Source organism: Streptomyces scabichelini, from assembly GCF_011045015.1.
GTDB lineage: Bacteria > Actinomycetota > Actinomycetes > Streptomycetales > Streptomycetaceae > Streptomyces > Streptomyces scabichelini.
Genome location: NZ_JAAKZY010000389.1, coordinates 1 through 4357, shown reverse-complemented (window position 1 = coordinate 4357; position 4357 = coordinate 1). Strand labels below are relative to the sequence as shown.

Below are 4357 nucleotides of genomic sequence, written 5' to 3'. Positions count from 1 at the left end.
CTCCTGACCCCCCACCAGCCGCCCGCGCCGCCGGAGGAGAAGCTCCATGGCCGTTCGCTGCAGACGCTCACCCGTGCACCGAGGCACGCGAACCCGGCGCCTGAAGCGGCGGGCATCCGCCGCAGCCCTCGCCGCCTCCGGTGCGGTCCTCCTGGCGCTCGTGCCGGCAGGACCGGTTTCCGCCCGGACACCCGTCCCTCAGTTACGGGTCATGCCCCTGGGCGACTCGATCACCTGGGGCGTGGGCAGCGACACCACGTCGTCGTACCGGGCACCCCTCGCGAGCCTGGTGGCCGGCCAGTCCGCGTACACCGTGCAGTTCGTCGGTTCGCAGAACTCCGGCACGCTGGCCGACCAGTCCAACGAGGGCCACAGCGGATACGTCATCTCCCAGATCCGCGACGGCATCGACGGCTGGATGTCCGCGGCCCGCCCCGACGTGGTGATCCTGCACATCGGCCTCAACGACCTCGACCGGGGCATCGACGTCCCGAACGCTCCCGCCCGGCTGGCCGGCCTGGTCGACCGCATCTACGCCGACCGGCCAGGCACCGGCGTCATCATGCTGGGCCTCATCCCGACGACGCCGGACCTGGGCTCGCGGGTGGCGGCGTACAACGCGGCGGCCAAGCAGTTGCAGGTCACCGAGCAGGCCGCCGGGAAGAAGTTCCTCTACGTCGACCCACCCGCCCTGACCTCCGCCCAGTTCGACGACGACCTGCACCCCAGCGACGCCGGCTACCAGCGCATGGCACAGGCCCTCGCCCCTGCCCTCACCAACGTGTTCGACGCCGGATGGACCGCCGGAAGGCGCCAGTTGGGCGCGGGCACCGAGTCCGGCACCACCGGCAAGGTCCGGTGGGCGGACTTCGACGGCGACGGCCGGGCCGATTACCTGTCCCTCGCCTCCACCGGCGCGGTGTCGGTGTGGCTCAACCGCGGCGGCGACGGCCACGGCGGCTGGTCGCCACTGGGTCAAGTTGCCTCGGGCCTGACGGCCGACGCGCGCCGGGTCCGCTTCGCCGACTTCGACGGCGACGGACGAGCCGACTACATCGTCCTCGGCGCCGACGGCGCGGCGACGGTCTACCTCAACCGCGGCGGCGACGGCCACGGCGGCTGGTCCGTCCTCGGCCAGGTCGCCACCGGCCGGACCACCGACCCCACCCAGGTGAAGTTCGCCGACATCGACGGCGACGGCCGGACCGACTATGTCCTGCTCGCCTCCACCGGCGCGGTGTCGGTGTGGCTCAACCGCGGCGGCGACGGCCGCGGCGGCTGGTCACCACTGGGCCGGATCGCCACCGGCCTGACCGCGGACGCCTCCAAGGTGCGCTTCGCGGACCTCGACGGGGACGACCGCGCCGACTACACGTGGCTGAGCTCTACCGGCGCGGTCTCGGCCTACCTCAACCGGGGAGGTGACGGCCGCGGCGGCTGGCTGGGGAGGGGACAGGTCGCCTCCGGGCTGACCTCTGACGTCACCCGCGTGTCCATGGCCGACTTCACCGGCGACGGCAACGCCGACTACGTCCTCGGGGACAACACGACCAACGCCGCCACCGTCTACGCCTGGCAGGGCGGGGACGGCCACGGCGCCTGGAACGACCTCGGGCGGGTCGCCGGCGGCGTCGCCATCGGCTGACCGCTCGCTCACTCGTCCGGTCACGCCGCCGGTCCGTCCTCCTCCCCCGCTCCCCCACAGCCCCGCACCAAGGACCAAGAACCAAGGACCAATAAGGAGAACAGTGTGTCCATCTCTGTGACGCGAAGAACGCTGGCCGCCGTTCTGGCGGCCCTGGCCATCGGCCTGGGTATCACCTGGACGGGCACCGGCAGCCAGGCCCGGGCCGCCGTGCCCTCCACCATCCCCCTGACGATCAGCAACAACTCGGGGCGCGGTGACCAGGTCTACGTCTACAACATCGGCACCCTGCTCACCACCGGCCAGCAGGGCTGGGCCGACGCGAACGGCACGTTCCACCCCTGGCCCGCCGGCGGCAACCCTCCGACCAACGCGCCCGACGCATCGATCGCAGGACCGGCCAACGGCCAGACCATGACGCTCCGGATGCCGAAGTTCTCCGGCCGCGTCTATTTCTCCTACGGCCAGAAGCTCGTCTTCAAGCTGACCACCGGCGGCCTCGTACAGCCCGCGGTGCAGAACCCGTCGGACCCCAACAGGAACATCCTGTTCAACTGGACCGAGTACACCCTCAACGACTCCGGCCTGTGGATCAACAGCACCCAGGTCGACATGTTCTCCGCGCCGTACGCGGTCGGCGTGAAGGCCGCCAACGGCACTGTGAAGAACACCGGCCACCTGAAGCCAGGCGGGTACAACGGCTTCTTCAGTGCGCTGCGCGGTCAGCCGGGCGGCTGGGCGAACCTCATCCAGACCCGTTCCGACGGCACGGTCCTGCGGGCCCTGGCACCCGGGCACGGCATCGCGGCGGGCGCGCTGCCGGCGAGCGTGATGGACGACTACATCAACCGCGTGTGGCAGAAGTACCGCACCTCGACCCTGACGGTCACGCCCTTCGGCGATCAGCCGAACACCAAGTACTACGGGCGGGTCTCCGGCAACGTCATGAACTTCACCAACACCTCCGGCGCCGTCGTCACCACCTTCCAGAAGCCGGACGCCGACAGCATCTTCGGCTGCTACAAGCGTCTGGACGCACCGAACGACCTGGTACGCGGCCCGATCTCCCGCACCCTGTGCGCAGGCTTCAACCGCTCGACGCTGCTGACGAACCCCAACCAGCCCGACACCAGCAGCTCCGCCTTCTACGCGGACGTCGTCACCAACCACTACGCCCGCAAGATCCACGCGCAGATGGCCGACGGCAAGGCGTACGCCTTCGCGTTCGACGACGTGGGCAACCACGAGTCGCTCGTGCACGACGGCAATCCGCAGCAGGCGTACATCACCCTCGACCCCTTCAACTGACCCCGGGATCCGGGCCTTCCAAGGCCGGCGCAGCGGCGGTTCAGGAATGCTCACGCCGAGGACGTCGACGACCTTGACGCCGGCCCGGCTCAGGCGCTCGATCGAGATCCGCTGCGCCTCGTCGGAGTAGGTGCCCGAGGCGTCGATGACGGCGTACACGTCATATCCCTCGGCGAGGGCCGACAGCGCGGGCTCCACGACGCAGATGCTGGTCATGATGCCGGCGACGAGGAGCGTACGGCGGCCGGTCTGCTCGACTGCCCGGCGGAAGCCCTCCACGTCCCACGCGTTGATCTCGCCGTGACGCTGGACGTACGTCGCCTTGGGCGCGTTCTCGAACACCTCCGGGATCAGCGGGCCGTTCGGTCCCTCGGGGACCGACGCGGTGGCGATCACCGGGGCGTCGGCCGGCGTGGCGGCCTTGGCCAGGGCGGACACGGTGCTGGAATGCCGTCGCCGACCCTCCGGTCGGTGTCCGGACGGCATCTGACAGGCCGACTTGGGGAGCCTGAAGTCCGGCGACGGTGACTGGAACGGGTGGTGTGCCACGACGGCACGCATGACGGTGAGGGCGGGCCGGCCGACTGGCTCGCCCTCACCAACGTAGTCGGCCTGGCTCGCGAGGCATTGTTCAACGAGTGGCACGCAGCCCGAGGCGCCGGGACGCTGACACCGCCCGGCTGCGATCACGGTTGGCCGGCCCATCGGGTGCTGGTGCCGCTGGGATTCGTGGGTGACGGCAGCGTCCTGTCCCGCAGCCGCCACAGCGTCTTCCCCCGCACGATGCCCATCAGCCGGGCCCGGCGGCTCAGCGGAGGACCCGGCCGTGACCCGGGTGCGGACGCCACCGCATGTTCGTCGGGGCGGATATAAACATGGTTGGTACACCAGCCGCTGGATGACGGTGAGTCAAGTGGTGAAGGCTGGGTGGGTGCCCCGAACCCTTACCCCGGTCGCCGACTGCGACTTCGTCCTGGTGGCCCGACGAGCGGATGGGCCTGACGACCTGGCCCTCGAACCACACACGGCCGACGGAGCCTTGGGCGCCATGCGCACATCTCGGCACGCACGAAGACGTCGCGCCGCTCGCCAAGGCCCCTCCATCCAGCCGTTCTCGCCGGTCCACGGCTGGGGAGAGCCGGCCTGCGTGCCGAGCCCGGAGTCACCTGCCCGCCGTGCTCGACGCCCTCCGGTCGCCGAATCCGCCCTGATGGCCGACGCCACGCCCCCTTGGCTGCCTCCCGTTACCTGGAACAGCCCCTCTGAGCAACCGGTGCACCCTCGCGATCGACGCGACCACCGATACACCCTTCACGACCACCCGTACCCACACCGAGGGAGCGTGGACATGTCCACCGAACGTCCCGACCCAGCCTTGACTTCCCCCGCCGACCCCCCTGCGTC

2 protein-coding genes and 1 pseudogene are annotated in these 4357 nt (G+C 70.5%); 2 read left to right on the top strand and 1 reads right to left on the bottom strand.

The window, feature by feature from the left end; all coding sequences use genetic code 11:
* Window positions 1–211: 211 nt before the first annotated feature.
* Together G5C60_RS49670 and G5C60_RS49665 are read left to right on the top strand one after the other, a co-directional pair.
* The gene (locus G5C60_RS49670; protein WP_206440985.1) at window positions 212–1645 is read left to right on the top strand and encodes an FG-GAP-like repeat-containing protein; all 1434 of its coding nucleotides are present in this window, start codon (window positions 212–214) and stop codon (window positions 1643–1645) included.
* Window positions 1646–1756: 111 nt separating this feature from the next.
* Window positions 1757–2953: a glycoside hydrolase family 64 protein gene (locus G5C60_RS49665; RefSeq protein WP_338146154.1), complete on the top strand. Its 1197-nt coding sequence runs from the start codon at window positions 1757–1759 to the stop codon at window positions 2951–2953.
* 75 nt (window positions 2954–3028) lie between these two features.
* Here G5C60_RS49665 and G5C60_RS54415 read toward each other — a convergent pair.
* Window positions 3029–3439, bottom strand: a pseudogene (locus G5C60_RS54415) (isochorismatase family protein); the annotation flags it as partial.
* Window positions 3440–4357: the final 918 nt, after the last annotated feature.

Excerpts from the sequence above, each read along its gene's own strand:
- G5C60_RS49670 (WP_206440985.1), top strand. The coding sequence starts at position 212 with ATGCCCCTGGGCGACTCGATCACCTGGGGCGTGGGCAGCGACACCACG.